Source organism: Pseudomonas sp. NPDC088368 (assembly GCF_044753445.1).
Classification (GTDB): Bacteria; Pseudomonadota; Gammaproteobacteria; order Pseudomonadales; family Pseudomonadaceae; genus Aquipseudomonas; species Aquipseudomonas bambusae.
Genome location: NZ_JBIVNG010000004.1, coordinates 385,323 through 401,514, shown reverse-complemented (window position 1 = coordinate 401,514; position 16,192 = coordinate 385,323). Strand labels below are relative to the sequence as shown.

The window sequence follows — 16,192 nt, the reverse complement described above, 5'->3', positions numbered from 1 at the left end:
AGGAGAGCACCTCATGAGCACACCCCGTCAACTCAAATTCGGCGCGATGGTCCACGGCGTCGGCCACGGCTGGGGCGAATGGCGTCACCCGGATGCGCAGGCCGATGCGAGCACTAACTTCCAGTGGTACAAGGGGCAGGCGCGACTGGCAGAAGACGCGAAATTCGACTTCGTGTTCATCGCCGACAGCCTGCACATTCACGAGAAATCCAGCCCCCATTACCTCAACCGTTTCGAGCCGCTGACCATCCTCTCGGCGCTGGCAGCGACCACCTCGAAAATCGGCCTGGTGGCAACCGTCACTGTCAGCTACACCGAGCCGTTTCAGGTGGCGCGGCAGTTCTCGTCGCTGGACCACATCAGCGGCGGTCGTGCAGGCTGGAACATCGTCACGTCGTGGCTCAGTGGCACGGCGGAAAACTTCAGCAAAAGCGAACACCCGCCCCACGCGGTGCGTTATCGCATCGCCAAAGAACACGTGTCGACGGTCAAGGGATTGTGGGACTCGTGGGAGGACGACGCCTTCACCCGCGACAAACAAACCGGAGAATTCTTCGACCGCGACAAGCTGCACCCGCTGAACCACAAGGGCGAGTTTTTCCAGGTCAAAGGCCCGCTGAATATCGCTCGCTCACGCCAAGGTCAGCCGGTGCTGTTTCAGGCGGGAACCTCGGAGGATGGCCGTAACTTCGCGGCGGAATATTCCGACGCAATCTTCGTCCATGCCGAGTCGTTCGAAGAATCAAAAGCCTACTACGCCGACCTCAAGCGTCGCGCCAAAGGCTTCGGTCGCAACCCTGATGACCTGTCGATCCTGCCCGGCATTCGCCCGATCGTTGGCCGCGATGCCGACGAGGTGGAGCGCCGCTATCAACAGGCCGTGGAACTGGTGAGCATCGAAGACGCCATCGTTGCGCTGGGTCGCCCGTTCAACGATCACGACTTCACGCAATACCCCTTGGACGCGCCGTTTCCCGACCTGGGCGACCTGGGCGCCAACAGCCAGAAAGGCGGTTCGGATCGCATCAAGCAACAGGCGCGGGAACATAACCTGACATTGCGCCAAGTGGCGCTGGATTTTTCCCGACCGCGTCGCGAGTTCGTCGGCACGCCGGAACAGGTCGCCGATCAGATTCAGCATTGGTTCGAGAACGGCGCCAGCGACGGCTTCATCATCAATTCGCTGCTGCCAGACGGCCTGAAATATTTCACCGAGCTGGTGATCCCCGTGCTGCAACAACGAGGCCTGCAACGCAGCGAGTACACAGGCTCAACCCTGCGCGAACATTTCGGGCTTGAGTTCCCGGTGAACCGCTACACGGCGGCGCGGGAAGACGCCTCGCAGCCGGTCTCGCGAGCCACCGCGCAGGCATCGACATGAACGCGGGGTTGAATCGCCAAGCCACGGTGACGGAGGTCGAGTCGGATGAAGCGTTCGTTGAACGCTTGCGCGGCATCACTCAGCGTCTGGCCGAAACCGCTGAGCATTACGACGACAGTGGTGAGTTTCCCCATGACAATTTTCGCCTGCTGCATGAGCACAACCTGCTCGGCCTGACCGTTCCTCAATCGCTGGGCGGCGGTGGCGCGGACCTCAAGCAGGCGCAACAGGTCATCAGTGCCGTGGCCCGCGGTGAACCGTCCACCGCGCTGATTCTGGTGATGCAATACCTGCAACATGCGCGACTGCAACTGACGCCCAACTGGCCGGAGCACTTGCGTCGGCACGTGGGGCTGGACGCGGTGAAAAACGGCGCGCTGCTCAATGCGCTGCGTGTCGAACCGGACCTCGGCTCACCCTCGCGCGGCGGTCTTCCAGCCACGACCGCTCACCGTACGGCAGAAGGCTGGCGCCTCAACGGGCGGAAGATTTACTCGACCGGCAGTCACGGCCTGACCTGGTTCAACGTGTGGGCGCGCAGTGACGACGACGATCCGCTGGTGGGCGTCTGGCTGGTGCGCAAGGACAGCCCCGGCGTGCGCATCGTCGAGGATTGGGACCATCTGGGCATGCGTGCCACGTGCAGTCATGAAGTGGTGTTCGAGGACGTGCTGGTGCCGCTGGATCAGGCAGTCAATGTGAGCCCTGCGCGCCTGGCACAACCGGAACTGGACGCCGCGGGTCTGCTGTGGATGTCCGTGCTGTTGTCATCGGTCTACGACGGCATTGCGCAATCGGCGCGGGACTGGCTGGTGGATTTTCTGGAGACCCGCACGCCGTCGAACCTCGGCGCCTCATTGTCGACCCTGCCCCGGTTTCAGGAAGCCGTGGGCCACATCGACACGCTGCTGTTCGCCAATCGAACCCTGATCGACGCCGCGACCCATGGCCTGACAGCTGCCAGCCACGCGCCGCAGATCAAATACCTGGTCACCGCCAACGCCATCCGCGCGGTGGAACTGGCCATCGAAGCCACCGGCAATCCCGGCCTGTCCCGCAGCAACCCGCTGCAACGGCACTACCGCAATGTCGTGTGCGGCCGGGTGCACACGCCACAGAATGATGTGGTGTTGCAGGGGGTCGGGAAAGCGGTGTTTGCGGGGAGAAAATTGTAGGCGCTGGCTTGCCTGCGATCAGCCCGGGGTCGCGCTCGACGGTAGCGGCAGTCCATTCGGTGTATGCGGATTGTCTGTCACAACGAGGCGTCTGATTTTGCTGCCGCTTCGCGACAGATCGCGAGCAAGCAACGCTCCCACGCCTTCGGCAGACGCAAATCGGGGTGGGCAACGCTTTTGATTCTGCCCGAAGAGCGTGGGAGTGCCGGGGTGGCGATCCCACGGCCCTCGGCCAGAATCAGAAGCCCGCGTGGGTATTAAAGCCTTCAACGGCGCACACGGCACCTGTCCGCCTTCTATCCCACCATCACCGGCGGCTCGAAGGCCGTGATTTCCGGCACCGCCCCCACCCATTTCTCGACCTCTACCGAGGCGGTCTGCGCCGCGCAGCCTTGTGACAGGCTCGACGACCCGATGTCTTCGGTCACGACATTGGGATTGCCGTGTTTTTCCAGGCATCGGGGCTGGGCCTTGTTCAGCGGGTCGTACCAGGCACCCGTGGCGATTTGCACCACGCCGGGCCGAATGTCGTCGGACACAATCACCCCCGCCAGAAACGCCCCACGTTCATTCCAGACCTTGACCACATCACCCTCGGAAATGCCGCGCGCCTGGGCATCCTGGCGATTGAGGGTCAGCGGTTCCCGCCCCTGCACTTTCGACGCCTGACTGTAGGCGCCATGGTCGTACTGGCTGTGCAGGCGGGTTTTCGGCTGGTTCGACAACAGGTGCAACGGGAACGTCTTGGGCGGCGTGTCGAGCCAGACCGGGTGGCCGGGACAATCGGCGTAGCCAAAGCCTGCAATCCGCTCGCTGAGGATTTCGATCCTGCCCGATGGCGTCGGCAATCGATTGACCACCGGGTCCTCCCGAAACGCCTGGAGCAGCACGGTATCGCTGGGCGGGTAATCGATCTCGAACAGCCCGTCGCGCCAGAACTGATCGTAATCCGGGAGCGCAATGCCAAAACTCTGGGCTCGCTGATGGGATTCGTCGTAGATGAAGCGCAGCCATTGACTTGCATCGCGCCCTTCGGTGAAGACGCTCTCGAAATCCAGAAGGCGGGAGAGGTCCGCCAGAATCGAATAATCGTCCCGCGATTCGCCCACCGGCTCGATGGCCTGCTTCATGGCGATCATGTAGCGGTCCGACGCCGCACTGCCAATGTCATCGCGCTCCAGCGCCGTCGTTGCGGGCAGCACGATGTCAGCGTATTTGGCCTGAGCGGTCCAGTATTGCTCGTGGACGATGATGGTTTCCGGACGCTCCCAGGCTTCCAGCAACCGGTTCAAATCCTGATGGTGATGGAAGATGTTGCCCCCGGCCCAGTACACCAGCCGAATATCGGGGTAATGCAGGCGCTGGCCGTTGTAGTCGAAGGGCGCGCCGGGGTTGAGCAGCATGTCAGTGACCCGCGCCACGGGAATGAAATCCTTCACCGGGTTCACGCCTTGAGAAAAGCGAGGACCGGAAAACGCCTTGCGCCCGCTGCCGGTGTTGTTCATGCAGCCGTAACCCAAGCCGAATCCCCCGCCCGGCAGGCCGATCTGCCCCAGCATCGCGGCGAGGGTCACGGTCATCCAGAAGGGCTGCTCGCCGTGCACCGAACGTTGCAGCGAATAGGCGATGTTGATCATCGTGCGTTTGCTGGCCATCTCTCGTGCCAGCGTGGTGATGCGCGACGCGGGAATGTCAGTCAGCGCGGCCGCCCACTCCGGGGTTTTGGCAATGCCGTCCACGCGGCCCTGGAGGTACTCGATGAAGCGTTCGTGCCCCACGGTGTAACGCTGTAAAAAGTCTTCGTGGTGCAGACCGTCGTCGACCAGCACCCAGCACAGCGCCATCATCAGCGCCGTGTCACTCCCTGGCCGAACAGCCAGCCACTCGTTGTGTTGAGGGCCGACCAGATCGTCTCGCAGCGGGCTGACGTTCACGAACCTCACCCCGGCCTCGGACATCCGCTGAATCCCGCCCTCGACCAAATGATCGCTGGCGCCACCGGGGCTGCATTGAGCGTTCTTGACCGGCAGCCCGCCAAAGGCCACGAACAGCTCGCAATGCTGCGCCAGGTTCTGCCAGGAGGTGTGCGCCGCCAGCAGCCAGTCCATGTTGCCAACGATGTGAGGCATCAGCACGCGACCGGCGCCGAGGCTGTAGCTGTCAACGCTGTACACGTAGCCGCCAAACCCATTGAGGAAGCGGTGCAGCTGGCTTTGCGCATGATGAAAACGTCCGGCGCTGCCCCAACCGTAGCTGCCACCGAAAATCGCCCGGTTGCCGTGCTCGCCCTTGACTCGGGAGAGCTCGCTGGCGACCAGTTCCAGCGCCGTTTCCCACGGCACTTCGACGAACCCTTCCTGCCCTCGCAAATGCGGACTGCGCAATGCCGGGTGATCGCCGAAGCGCTCCAGAAAACTGCGGCGTATCGCCGGGCGACGAATCCGTGTGGGCGAATCGATGGCCCCCGGAATCGAATCGCCGATGGGCGAAGGATCGGCATCCCACGACACCGGCTCCATCGCGTCGAGCCGTCCATTCACAACACGCGGGCGATAAGCGCCCCAATGCAACGATGTGAAACTCATGCCCCGAACACTCCCCCATCCTGCTCATCAAAAATCGCGTGTGGTGCCCTTAACGCTGCGCCTGCGTCGCCCCGGCCTCTGGCGTCCCGAGCACGGCACTGAACGAATCGTCGAATACATTGGCAGCCGGATACGATTTCGTCAGCCCCTCTTTGTTGAAGAAGTCGATGGTCTGCTGGGCCTGAGCGATGGATTGCGGCGAAATCGGCACCACGGTGGTCGCCGAACGCTCGAACCAGCCCCGCGCCACATCAGGATCGGCCTTGCTCAACGCCGCCCAGGCCGTGGCGTACGCATCGGTGTTCTGCTTGTTGGCCACCGACCAGGCGCGCGCTTTCTGCAAGCGCTGAATGAAGTCGGTGATCTGCGCACGTTTGTCCTTGATGGCTTTGTCATTGGCGACGATGAAACTCTGCGCCGGGATCAACGTATTGGCCGTTGCCAGCACGTGAGCGCCTTGTCGCTCCTGCTGGATGACGTAGGGGTCCCACGTGGCGATGGCGTCCACGGAACCGCCGTCCAAGGCGTGGGATGCGTCGAGCGCGCTCAGATAGCGATACTCCACGGCATCGCGCGCCACCCCGGCCTTGTCCAACGCGGTGAGCATCAACTGCTGGCTCCATGAACCTTTCCAGATCGCCAGACGCTTGCCTTTGAGGTCTGCCACCGATTTGATCGGCGAATCCTTGCCGACGACGATCGCCACGCCTTCCAGATTCTGCCGGGAAATGCCGATGACCTTGATCGGCGCCCCCAACGCGCCGAGAAACAGAACGGGCGCGTCGCCCAACAGGCCCACGTCCAGCGCGCCGACGTTCAAGGCCTCGGCCACCGGAGAACCGGCCGTGAATTGCTTCCACTCCAGCGAATACGGCAGGTCTTTCAGCACACCGGCTGCCTCCATGACGGTGCGGGCGCCGTAGCTCTGATCGCCAACGGTCAAGTCGGCGGCATGGGTAGACGCTATAAAAGCAGATAAGAGAAAGGCAGGTAACGCGTTGCGCAGCAGACGGGATTTGATCGACACGAGTGGCCTCCACAGGGTTCCATCAGAACCGGTTCATGAACATGAATACCGGTCCGCCTGTGCGGTCGCCGACTGATCGCCTCGGGCCAAGCGCGAAGCTCAGTGCGGCGGGATAGAACCATAACATCGCGCACAACATTAAATAAATTCATTATTGTTATAAGCAAATATGCCAATTCATCAACACACCTGCGATGCCCATGGAGACTTCCCTGAGCAGGCCTCAATGGATTGCTGATCGACAAGACTCTGCCAGTGATGAAAAATGTCGCTTTTGTCTCGGGACACGCTCTTCTCCCCCGACGACCCATCGCGTCACGAGGTCTTGCATGCCCACGCCCGTCATCACTCAGGAACACCTACCCGATTACTGCATGGCGATCCTCTTCGGGTTGGTGACGGCGTTTCCCGGCAAAGGCAGGACGTCGCTGCTCAAACTGGTGCGCGCAGTGGGCGTCCGCGATGCCGATGGCCATCTGATCGACGCCGACAGCCTGATGCCAATACTGGAATCCCTGGAGGATGCGGGTTGGGTCATGTTGGAGGAGCGGCACGAAGGACGCTATTACGCCGTCACCGCAGCGAAACGAAACCGGGTGTTGAGGAGCTTCCTGGAATCGCCGGACTACGGTCTCTGGATGCAGGAGATTTTCGACAGCCTGCCGCAGCTCAGTGCGTGGCAGACCCCTACCCGGTCACGAATCCTGCAAGATCTGTGGTTTCACCTGCTGGGCCACAACCTCGGAGGGCTGTCGGACTCACTCTCCGTGGCATCCCCCCTCTTCACCCTCGCCCAATCCCCGGCTGAACACCCGATGTATGCGCTGCAACGCGATCCGGACGGACTGCATGTGTTCGATGAGTTCAGCGAAGACATGCGACGCCTGCTATTGGAGGATCACCTCAGCCTGCTCAATTTCTATCTCGGCCCAGCGGGGCAAAGCTATTCGCTGGCACTGCGCGAGATGGAAGCCCGACCCCATCCGTCATTGGGGGTCGAGTTGGCACTGCAGGCGCTATGGCGCGGCGATTGGGACACCCTTGAATACGTCGAGATGGAAGAGACAGCGCTGCTGCAACACGTGATTCACCTGACGCTGCGAGGCCAGGTGAGCGACACGCTGGTTCTGCTGCGCGCCTGGCTGGCGGAAATGCGCAAAATCACCAAAAAGCGCAAGATTGATCTGCCACCTATCCTCAATGCGTTCTACTGCCTGACGCTCTTTGCAGAAAACGATCCCAAGCAACGCGCCTCGCTCAAGCAGGCCGTAGCGCTGGGCAACAAGGAACGATACGGTGAGGCCTACGAGGTTTTCCCCTACCTGATGGCCCAGCTCGCGGGAGAAAAATCCCCCCCACTCACGTCCTTCGCCCACATCACATTAAACGGGCTGGATGGCCTGCTGGTGGCCATCACGCTGTACTGGCTCGACTCGCCCCATGCGCGCACCGACGCCTGGCGCATCAAGCTGGAGGACTGCCGCGACGAGCTGCAACGCGATCAGTACCTGTGGCTCGCCGCTGAATTCGACGCGTTGATCGCCGTGCAATTCGGCACGCCCCGGCAATTCGCCGAGCTGCATCAGGCCGCTGGCCTGCGCCCACTCGTCACGCTTCTGCACCGCCAGGAAGCCTGGGAGCACGCCCTGAGTGCCCTGAGCCAGCTTCGCCCCGGCAAGACAACCGCAACACCTGCCGCCGATGAAAAAAACACGCGCCTGGCCTGGCACGTGCTTCTCGACGGCTATTGGGAAAAAGTCGAACCCCGGGAACAGAAGCGCAATGCCAAAGGGCAATGGAGCAGCGGGCGTGCTGTCTCGCTCAAACGTCTGGTGGAAGATGGCCCGGCCATGGACTTCCTTTCCGAGCAGGACCGTCAGACCATCGGCGTGATTCAGGTGAGCTATCAGTACAGCAACCCCGAATACGAACTCCCCGCGTCCAAGGCTTTGCCGCGACTGGTCGGCCACCCAGCGGTGTTCTGGCGAGACGCCCCCGACGTGCGCATCGACTTGCAGGCAGGCCAGGCGTCACTGCACCTGCACGCCAGCGCCGAGAAAATTCGCGTGCACCTTGAGCCCCTGGGTCTGCTTGAAGCGAGTGAAACCTTCGTCCAGAAGGAAACCACCACGCGCCTGCTGATTTACCCGATCAGCCGCGAGTTGCGGAAAATCGCTGAAATCGTCGGCGAGGGGCTGGTCGTGCCCGCGTCGGCCAAAGAACAGTTGATCGAAGTGGTAAGCGCCATCGCCCCGCTGCTGCCGATCCATTCGGACATGCCAGAGCTGACCGGGCACCTCGACCGCGAACCCGCCGACACCCGCCTGTACGCCCATCTGCTGCCATTGGCCGAAGGTTTGCGTCTGCAGTTGTTGGTACGCCCGCAGGCCGATGGCAGCTGGTTCCGCCCCGGCCAGGGCGCCGAGAACCTGCTCACCGAACGTGATGGCAAGCCTCTGCAAGTCTGCCGGGATCTGGCGGCTGAGCGACGCGCTCTGGAGCAGGTGCTGCTCGCGTGCCCGGGCCTCGCCAACGCCGACAGCGACGGCCAGGAATGGCAGCTGGATCAGCCGCAACACGCCCTGCAATTGTTGAGCGAGCTGCACGCGCTGGACGGCGAACACCTGCACTGCATCTGGCCGGAAGGCGAGCGGATGCGGATCAAGGCGCGATCAGGCCTGAAAAACCTCAATATCGGTCTGCGCCAGCAGGGTGACTGGTTCGTGGTACAGGGCAACATCACCCTTGATGACGGCCGCGTGCTTGAACTTCGTGAGCTGCTCAAGCTGATGGAAGCCAGCCCCGGCCGCTTCCTCAAGCTCAACGAGCGCGACTGGCTGGCCCTTGATGACAGCCTGCGAAAACGCCTCGATGAACTGGCGCACCTGGCTGACCGGGTCACCGATCAGGGCTTGCGCCTCAGCGCGCTGACCTCGCCCCTGTTGGCCGATCTGGCGCAGGAGGTCGGCCAGTTCGAAGCGGATGCAAGCTGGCAATCGCACCTTGAGCGGCTGCAATCCTTGCGCGAGTACCAGCCGCAAGTGCCTGGCACGCTGCAAGCCGAATTGCGCGACTATCAACACGACGGGTTTGTCTGGCTTTCACGTCTCGCCCACTGGGGCGTCGGCGCGTGTCTGGCGGACGACATGGGGTTGGGCAAAACCGTGCAGACCCTTGCGCTGTTGTTGCAGCGCGCCAGTCTCGGCCCCCAATTGGTGGTAGCGCCGACGTCGGTCACGCTCAACTGGCAGGCGGAAAGCCTGCGTTTCGCCCCCAGCCTTAACGTGCGGGTTTATCAACAGCAGCGCAGCCTGGCTGACTTGGGGCCGGGGGACCTGGTCATCGTCAGCTATGGATTGCTGCAACTCGACGCGGAACTGTTCACGGCTCAACGCTGGAGCAGTGTCGTGCTGGACGAAGCGCAAGCGATCAAGAACGCTCAAACCAAGCGTTCGCAATCCGTCATGACGCTGGAGTCCGATTTCCGCATGGTCGCCACCGGCACCCCATTGGAAAACCACCTCGGCGAGCTGTGGAACCTGTTCCGCTTCATCAATCCGGGGTTGCTTGGCAGCCAGGACAGCTTCGCCGCCCGCTTCGCCACCCCCATCGAACAGGGTGACGTCGGTGCGCGTCGGGCACTCAAGGCGCTGATCCAGCCGTTCATCCTCCGTCGCCTGAAAAGCCAGGTGCTCGAAGAGCTTCCGGCCCGCACCGAGATCACCTACAAGGTGCCGCTGTCCGACGAAGAAGCTCATCAATACGAAGCGTTGCGTCGACAGGCGGTGGATCACCTGTCCCGCCTTGATCCAAAGGCGGGTAAATCCATGCAGGTGCTGGCGGAAATCACCCGCCTGCGCCGCTTCTGCTGTCACCCGTCGCTGGTCCTGCCGGGCTCAACCTTGCAAAGCAGCAAGCTGGAAGCCTTCAAGGAAATCGTCGATGAGTTATTAGAGAACCGCCACAAGGCGCTGGTGTTCAGCCAGTTCGTCGACCACCTGAGCATCGTCCGCGCCTGGCTCGATCAGCAGGGCATCGCCTATCAATACCTCGACGGCTCCACCCCGCCCAAGGAACGGCAAAGCCGGGTTAACGCTTTTCAGGCAGGCGTCGGCGACATCTTTCTGATCAGCCTGAAAGCGGGCGGCAGCGGTTTGAACCTGACCGCGGCGGATTATGTGATCCACCTCGATCCTTGGTGGAACCCTGCTGTGGAAGACCAGGCCAGCGACCGCGCTCATCGCATGGGCCAACAACGCCCCGTGACGATCTACCGCCTGGTGACCGAAAACAGCATCGAAGAACAGATCGTCGGGCTGCACGGGCACAAGCGCGATCTGGCTGACAGTTTGCTGGACGGCGGGGAAATCAGCGCGAAGCTGGATGCAGATGCGCTGTTGGAATTGCTGAAAGGCTAGATGCAAGGGTGAGGGCTTCGGTTAGGCCCTCACCTTTTCAACGATCAGGGCTGACGACACAGCGCCCCAAAAAATGCGCATAAAAAAACGCCGCTCTGTTGAGCGGCGTTTTTTTTGAATTTGGAGCGGGAAACGAGACTCGAACTCGCGACCCCGACCTTGGCAAGGTCGTGCTCTACCAACTGAGCTATTCCCGCAATATGGCGTCCCCTAGGGGACTCGAACCCCTGTTACCGCCGTGAAAGGGCGGTGTCCTAGGCCACTAGACGAAGGGGACACTGCCTGAAACACCATGGTGTTGTGTTTCAGTTCCAGACTCACACCCGAAGATGCGTTCTGGTTTCACTCAACCTTGCCCTTAGGCAACGCTGCTTAAAATTGGAGCGGGAAACGAGACTCGAACTCGCGACCCCGACCTTGGCAAGGTCGTGCTCTACCAACTGAGCTATTCCCGCATTGGCGTCCCCTAGGGGACTCGAACCCCTGTTACCGCCGTGAAAGGGCGGTGTCCTAGGCCACTAGACGAAGGGGACACGCTACAACATTCACTCCCTGCTGCGCTTCGCTGTGTGCTTTACGCTGCAAGTGGCGCGCATTCTATGGATGGTTGGAAGGGTCGTCAACCCCTCTATGAAAATTTATTCAAATCAATGACTTCGCCCTCTATTTCAGTCAACCATGGCCGATAGCGGTGTAGGCGAAAGCGCTTCTATATAGAGTGGCGCGACCAGCGCCCTTTCCGTGCCAGTGCATAGCCACTACACTCGGCGCAAAATCAATTAGATCGAGGTTTGTACGGTGACACCACTGATTATCACCCTGATGGTTGTAGCAGGCATCGTACTCCTGGTCGCAATCGGCTATCTGAATCACGTCGCCGAGCAGAAAAAGGTCGAGCGCGCTCGAACCCTCGTCGAACTCAATGACCGCCTTCGCCGTTGCAGCGAGTTGTCCGAAACCTTCCCCGGTCAACTCATGAGCCCTGCGCTCAAGCTGCTGCTGGTGCGGCTTGAATTGAACGTGGTCAAGCGCCTGATTGCGCTGGAGCGACGCAATAATCCTGGCATTCAAGAGCACGAAAAAGAGCTGGAAGCGCTGATCGCCCAAGGCGACAACATCAAGATCAGCAACCCGACCAGCCCGATTCAGACCGAAGCCAAGGCCAAGGACGTGCGCTTTCTGCTGGAAGCGATGCACGGCCAGGTCACTCGCGCCGCCCACGACGGTTTTTTACAGACCGCCGAAGCCAAGCATTGGGTTCGCGAGATTCGCAGCATGCTGGTGCTGCTGCACATCGAGTTCTTCAACAACCTGGGGCAGCAGGCGCTGAATCAGGATCAGCCGGGTCAGGCGCGTCTGGCGTTCGAGCGTGGCGTGCAGTATCTGAAGAATCAGCCGGAACCGGCTCCGTGGAAAACCCATCTGCAAGCGATGGAGCGTCAATTGGCGCGGGTCAACGCGATGGTGCTGGACCAGATCGCACCGACCGAAGACGACAACAACGAGCTGACGGCGGGTTTGAAAGCGGACGAGGTCGACGCCGAATGGAAGAAGAAGGCCATCTACGACTGATGGCTTTCTCCGTGTCGTGAATGCATTCGCTGCCACTGAAGTCCGGCATTGGCTCGGGATGCTGGCCTGACGCTGGTTCAACTGTGGGAGCGAATTCATTGTGAGCGGCATTCCGACAAGAGGCCGGTACAGACGCTGCATATTTGGCGCCTGAACCACTGCATCGAGAATGAATTCGCTCCTACAGTGCCATTCGCGCCAAACCTCAGATAAAGCGCCGCACGCGATCTCAGCAGTCAGTCAATCTCAGAAAAATCGCCGCCAACGCTTCGATCCCTGCCTGATCTGCTTCGCTGAAACGCGCCAGGCTCGGACTGTCCAGGTCCAATACCCCGATCAAACGCCCCTCCTTGACCAATGGCACGACCAGTTCGCTGTTGGACGCGCTGTCACACGCGATGTGGCCTGGGAATTCGTGCACGTCGAGCACGCGTTGGGTCTCGCGAGTCGCTGCCGCAGTACCGCATACGCCCTTGCCGAACGGAATGCGCACACAGGCGATTTGCCCTTGAAATGGCCCCAACACCAGTTCTTCGTTGCGGTTGAGGTAGAAGCCGGCCCAGTTCAAATCTTCCAGCTGGGTATACAGAAACGCTGAAAACTGCGCGGCATTGGCGATGAAGTCGCGCTCGTCCGCCAACAGGGACTCCAGTTGTGCCGTGAGCAGGCGATAGCCGTCGAGGCCCTCGCCCGCTGCGTTCAAATCGATCATGGATGTTGCTCCAGCATTTTCAAACCCACCCAATAACGGGCGAACTGATAGGCGCAGCGGCCGTTGCGGTTGCCGCGACCGGTTGCCCAGCGCACGGCCAGAATGTCGAGTTCGTGATCGCGCTGCCACTGCAACCCGGCCTTGGCCGCCAGTTCACCGACCCAATGTTCCACTACGTCCAGGAAGTGCTCCTGAGTGAACGGGTAGAACGACAGCCACAGCCCGAAACGGTCGGACAGGGCAATCTTGTCTTCCACGGCTTCGCTCGGATGGATTTCGCCATCGTCGCCGCGCTGCCAGTGGGCGTTGTCGCTCTCTTTTTCCGGAACCAGGTGGCGGCGGTTGGAGGTGGCGTACAGCAGGACGTTATCGGGCGCCTGCTCCAACGAACCATCGAGTACGCTTTTGAGCACGCGATAATCGCCCTCGCCGGACTCGAACGACAGATCGTCGCAAAACAGCACGAAACGCTGCGGCAGCTTCTGTAATTGCTCGACCACTCGCGGCAAATCCCCGAGGTGATCCCGCTCGATCTCGATCAGTCGCAGACCGACCTTGGCGTGTTCGGCGAGCAAGGCGCGCACCAGCGACGATTTGCCTGTGCCCCGCGAACCCCACAGCAAAGCGTGGTTGGCAGGCAGGCCGTCGATAAACTGCTGGGTATTGCGGCCCAGTTGCTCGCGCTGCAGATCGACCCCGATCAGGTCGGACAGACGCATGTCTAGCGTCACGTCCAGCGGCATCAGATAACCGCTGCGCCCTTCGCGCACCCACCGTGCTGCAAGGGATGTTTCCCAATCCACCGGCTCACGAACGGCTGGCAAGAGCGGTTCAAGTCGCGCCAGAACCGATTCGGCGCGCTCCAGAAATGCGTTCAATCGAGAATCCACGATTTCTCCTTGATTTAACGGGTTAAAGGCGTTGTGCGATCAGCTATGCTTGGCCCGCAATGGACACAAGATGTGCACGTGCCCCATGGATCAAGCGCCCCTATGGATATTCGACTTACCCACCGACTGTCGTACAAACAGGTCCGTTTGACCGTCCTGCTCGGCTTTCTATTGGGAACGCTGTTCAGCCTGATACAAATTGCAATCGATTATGCCAGCGAAGACGCTTCTATCGATCGTGAAATTCGCTCGTTGCTGCAAATCAGCCACAACCCGGCGTCACGCATCGCCTACAACATCGACGCCGAACTCGCGCAAGAACTGACCCTCGGCCTGCTCCACTCCCCGGCCGTCATCAGTGCACGGTTGGTGGACAACAACAATGTGTTGCTGGCTTCGGTGACCAGGCCATTGGCAGAAAGCCCCTATCGCCTGATCAGCGACGGCCTGTTTGGCAAGAGCCGTGAGTTCGTGGATGTCCTTCACCTGGATCACATGCCGAACGAAGCCATTGGCGCCCTGTACCTGGATGTCGACACCTACGCGTTCGGCAGCCATTTCCTGCAACGGGCAGTCGTGACACTGCTCACCGGCTTTGTTCGCAGCCTGGTGTTCGCGGGCATTCTGATGGGGTTGTATTACCTGACGCTGACCAAGCCGCTGACCGGGGTCATCCGCGCCCTGTCCAGCCGCGACTCCCGCAGCCCCACACAAACGCCACTGCCCTGCCCGCCCGGCCATGAAAACGACGAAATCGGCGTGTTGGTGCAAGTGGCGAATCAGCAGTTCGAAAACGTGGCGAGTGAGTTCTGCCGTCGTCGAGACGCTGAGAACCGCTTGACCGAGCACCTCAACGAGCTGGAAAACGTGGTCTCCGCCCGCACCCAAGAGCTCAAGTCCAGCAACGCGCGCCTCAGCCAGTCCAACGAGGAGCTACAGCTTGCCCGCAGCACGGCACTGGACATGGCCCACGCCCGCTCGGCCTTTCTGGCGCACATGAGCCATGAGATCCGCACCCCGCTCAACGGTCTGCTGGGCATGCTGGCGTTGTCACTGGACGGCCCGCTCAGCGCGGAACAACGTCAGCAACTGTCCATCGCCCATGACTCGGGCAAGGTGCTGGTGGAGCTGCTCAACGACATCCTTGACCTGTCGAAATTCGACGCGGGCCAGTTAGAGCTGGAGCGCATCCCGTTCGATCTCGGCACCCTGATCGAAGACACCGCCAATCTGCTCTCGCAAAACGCAGCGCCCAGCGTTGAGCTGACATGCCTGATCGATCCCCGCTTCCCGGCGTTGGTCATGGGTGACCCGACACGCGTACGGCAGGTGGTTAGCAATCTGCTGTCCAACGCGCTGAAATTCACCCGTGCCGGGCGTGTGGACGTGCGCCTGAGTCAGCAGGGCGGCAAAGTGCGCATCGAAGTGTGCGACACCGGCATCGGCATCCCTCAGGACGCACAGGCGAAGATTTTCGAGCCATTCACCCAGGCCGAAGCCGCCATCACCCGCCAGTACGGCGGCACTGGGCTGGGGCTGACCCTGACCCACAATTTGTGTAAAGCGATGGACGGGCAACTGAACATCGAATCCACCCCCGGCGTCGGCAGCCGGTTCTACGCCGACCTGCCGCTACCGGCCCACACGCCAGCACCCGTGTGGCCCGCGCTGAAAGGCCATGTGGTGGTAGTCAGCGCCAAGGGCAGCGGCCTGACGGAGCTGCTGAGCCGGTTACTGCCAGAATGGGGCATTGATTACCGGCACTTTTCGGCGAACCACCCACAATCCAATGTACAGCCTGATCTGCTGATCACTGACTGCCCGGAATGCCTGGTGGGGATGCGCCCTGGAACGGGCATTCCGATTCTGCTGGTGACGGCGTATGGCAATTTCATGCCAGCTGATCAGGTCATCGCCCTGGCGCCACTGCATCAACAGGCGCGCCCCCTGTCGCGGCAGATCTTGCATCAAGCGTTGCGGCGAAGTCTGCACGTCGAGGACGTTTTGAACGGCGAACGTCTGCCCAGCTTGAAACCCGTGGCCCACCGTGCGCGCATTCTGTTGGTCGAAGACAACCCGGTGAACCAATTGGTCGCCAAAGGTATGTTGAGCAAGCTGGGGTGTGACGTGGTGGTCAGCAGCCACGGCGGCGAAGCGATACAACAACTCGAGCGCAGTCACTTCGATCTGGTGCTGATGGACTGCAACATGCCGGTGCTCGATGGCTACGAAGCGACACGCCTGATTCGCCAGAGCGGGAAATGGCCCGACCTGCCCATCATCGCCCTGACCGCCAACGCCATGCCCGAAGAGCGGGAGCATTGCCGGAACGCGGGGATGAATGACTATCTGGCCAAGCCGTTTCACAAGGAAGAGCTGGTAACCCTGCTGGATCAGTGGACAGCAGCTTCGACCGTCAAGCTTTGAGCCAC

Annotated in this window: 9 protein-coding genes and 4 tRNA genes; 5 read left to right on the top strand and 8 right to left on the bottom strand. The window is 61.2% G+C overall.

Translation table 11 applies throughout. The features are described 5' to 3' along the window. Positions 1 to 13 precede the first annotated feature (13 nt). A complete protein-coding gene (locus tag ACIQAL_RS10920; protein ID WP_401145126.1) occupies positions 14 to 1,381 on the top strand; it encodes an LLM class flavin-dependent oxidoreductase in 1,368 nt (455 codons plus the stop codon). Continuing rightward, positions 1,378 to 2,556, top strand: a complete 1,179-nt coding sequence (locus ACIQAL_RS10915) for an acyl-CoA dehydrogenase family protein (protein ID WP_401145124.1) — start codon at positions 1,378 to 1,380, stop codon at positions 2,554 to 2,556. Before ACIQAL_RS10920 ends, ACIQAL_RS10915 begins: the two co-directional genes overlap by 4 nt. A 296-nt stretch (positions 2,557 to 2,852) precedes the next feature. On the opposite strand, the gene ACIQAL_RS10910 is transcribed toward ACIQAL_RS10915, so the two are convergent. Next, on the bottom strand, positions 2,853 to 5,141 hold the full coding sequence (locus tag ACIQAL_RS10910; protein ID WP_401145122.1) for a molybdopterin guanine dinucleotide-containing S/N-oxide reductase: 2,289 nt from the start codon (positions 5,139 to 5,141) through the stop codon (positions 2,853 to 2,855). 49 nt (positions 5,142 to 5,190) lie between these two features. Next, positions 5,191 to 6,150, bottom strand: coding sequence for an ABC transporter substrate-binding protein (locus ACIQAL_RS10905; RefSeq protein ID WP_401145326.1), 960 nt, complete (start codon positions 6,148 to 6,150; stop codon positions 5,191 to 5,193). 347 nt (positions 6,151 to 6,497) lie between these two features. On the opposite strand from ACIQAL_RS10905, the gene ACIQAL_RS10900 reads away from it, so the two are divergent. After that, positions 6,498 to 10,586 (top strand): DEAD/DEAH box helicase, encoded by a 4,089-nt coding sequence (locus ACIQAL_RS10900; protein ID WP_401145120.1) that lies wholly within the window; start codon positions 6,498 to 6,500, stop codon positions 10,584 to 10,586. 121 nt (positions 10,587 to 10,707) lie between these two features. Here ACIQAL_RS10900 and ACIQAL_RS10895 read toward each other — a convergent pair. The 4 genes from ACIQAL_RS10895 to ACIQAL_RS10880 form a co-directional block, all read right to left on the bottom strand. Next, positions 10,708 to 10,783 (bottom strand) — tRNA-Gly (locus ACIQAL_RS10895). Between the two features lie 4 nt (positions 10,784 to 10,787). Beyond that, positions 10,788 to 10,863 (bottom strand) — tRNA-Glu (locus tag ACIQAL_RS10890). Between the two features lie 102 nt (positions 10,864 to 10,965). Then, a tRNA-Gly gene (locus tag ACIQAL_RS10885) sits at positions 10,966 to 11,041 on the bottom strand. 2 nt (positions 11,042 to 11,043) lie between these two features. Further along, positions 11,044 to 11,119: transfer RNA gene (locus ACIQAL_RS10880), tRNA-Glu, on the bottom strand. 265 nt (positions 11,120 to 11,384) lie between these two features. Between ACIQAL_RS10880 and ACIQAL_RS10875 the strand changes: the two genes are divergently transcribed. Continuing rightward, positions 11,385 to 12,158, top strand: coding sequence for a hypothetical protein (locus ACIQAL_RS10875; RefSeq protein WP_166596731.1), 774 nt, complete (start codon positions 11,385 to 11,387; stop codon positions 12,156 to 12,158). Positions 12,159 to 12,387: 229 nt separating this feature from the next. Here the strand turns inward: ACIQAL_RS10875 and ACIQAL_RS10870 are convergent, their stop codons facing one another. Together ACIQAL_RS10870 and ACIQAL_RS10865 are read right to left on the bottom strand one after the other, a co-directional pair. Then, positions 12,388 to 12,870 (bottom strand): GAF domain-containing protein, encoded by a 483-nt coding sequence (locus ACIQAL_RS10870; RefSeq protein WP_341963141.1) that lies wholly within the window; start codon positions 12,868 to 12,870, stop codon positions 12,388 to 12,390. Beyond that, a complete protein-coding gene (locus ACIQAL_RS10865) occupies positions 12,867 to 13,760 on the bottom strand; it encodes an ATP-binding protein (RefSeq protein ID WP_401145118.1) in 894 nt (297 codons plus the stop codon). Before ACIQAL_RS10865 ends, ACIQAL_RS10870 begins: the two co-directional genes overlap by 4 nt. A 102-nt stretch (positions 13,761 to 13,862) precedes the next feature. Here ACIQAL_RS10865 and ACIQAL_RS10860 point away from each other — a divergent pair, with 102 nt between their 5' ends. Continuing rightward, on the top strand, positions 13,863 to 16,187 hold the full coding sequence (locus tag ACIQAL_RS10860) for an ATP-binding protein (RefSeq protein ID WP_401145117.1): 2,325 nt from the start codon (positions 13,863 to 13,865) through the stop codon (positions 16,185 to 16,187). The last annotated feature ends 5 nt before the right edge of the window (positions 16,188 to 16,192 follow it).